Below are 632 nucleotides of genomic sequence, written 5' to 3' on the forward strand. Positions count from 1 at the left end.
CCGACGCGATAGCCGACGGACTCCTTCATGAAGGCGGCGGCGAACGGCGCCGTGTCGTCGAGCGCGTTCATGAAGCAGCGCACGCCCCGGTGGAACTCCTCGGGCGCCTCGGACATGGAGTCGGCGACGAAGAACATGGTGCCGAGGGACCAGCGCCGGTCCCCGCCCTCCAGGTCGAACAGGTTGCCGCGCTCCACCCGGACGATGTCCGCCACCAGCGGTCTGGGCTGGACGGCGGCGTAGGCGGGAGCCTCGCGCAGCACGTCCCAGAAGGGGTCCCAGGCGATGTCGTACCCGGCCGGGGCGATCTGCTTCTCCAGGTACTCGACGTTCGGGTGCGCGTACTCCAGCAGGAGCACCTTCTCGCACCAGGGCAGCATGGACAGGGCGGGATACAGGTTCGCGCCGGCGCCGACGTCGATGCCGCGCGCGGAGCGCGGGGGGACGCCGTCGAAGCAGCGGGTGAAGTAGTCGCGCATCAACCGGACGATCAGCAGGTCGACTTCGAGCGGTGTCCGGTAGTTGTTGTCCACGTACGCCTCTGGATCGAACTTCGACCACGGTGCGTCGGCGTTGCGATCCATAGTCACCCTGCCACGTTCCATTCGATTTTGGACAAACCCCCAGCACTG

Annotated in this window: 1 protein-coding gene; it reads right to left on the minus strand. The window is 67.4% G+C overall.

The window, feature by feature from the left end:
- The coding region (locus tag AB0E98_RS33900) for an SCO2525 family SAM-dependent methyltransferase (protein WP_361710354.1) at nucleotides 1-605 on the minus strand (605 nt) is incomplete at its 3' end.
- Between the last annotated feature and the right edge of the window lie 27 nt (nucleotides 606-632).

The sequence above is a fragment of the Streptomyces sp. NPDC037389 genome, assembly GCF_040636475.1.
In the GTDB taxonomy this organism is placed as follows: Bacteria; Actinomycetota; Actinomycetes; order Streptomycetales; family Streptomycetaceae; genus Streptomyces; species Streptomyces hesseae.